General features: G+C 59.7%; 1 protein-coding gene. It reads left to right on the top strand.

The features are described from left to right. Positions 1-432, top strand: a 432-nt coding sequence (locus SLS51_RS23365; RefSeq protein WP_323840858.1) for an ImcF-related family protein, incomplete at both ends; no start/stop codon positions are given.

Here is a 432-nt window from a genome sequence, read left to right on the forward strand (position 1 = left end):
GGTCGAACACTATCTGCAGGCGCGCTGGAGCCGGGCGTTTAACGGCCGGCGCCCGTTACAGCAACAGTTACTGACTCACCTGGACTATGCGCTGGATCACACCGACTGGCGGGCCGCGCGGGAGGCGGGCGATCAGGCCGCTATCAGCCGTTTTGCGCCTTACCAACTGCCGCTCATCCATGCCGAGAAAGAGCTGAGTCAGCTCTCTGTTTATCAGCGGGTCTACCAGAACCTGCGCCTTAAAGCCCGGGAGGCCCTGCCGCCGCCCCTCAACCTGCGCGACCAGATTGGCCCGGGCTTTGACCGCCTCTTTATCGCCAATAATGACAAGCAACTGATTATCCCGCAGTTCCTGACGATAAACGGCCTCAACAACTATTTCGTCAAACAGGACGACCAGCTGATCGACCTCACCGTCATGGACAGCTGGGT

This window comes from Photorhabdus africana, assembly GCF_035181445.1.
GTDB lineage: Bacteria > Pseudomonadota > Gammaproteobacteria > Enterobacterales > Enterobacteriaceae > Photorhabdus > Photorhabdus laumondii.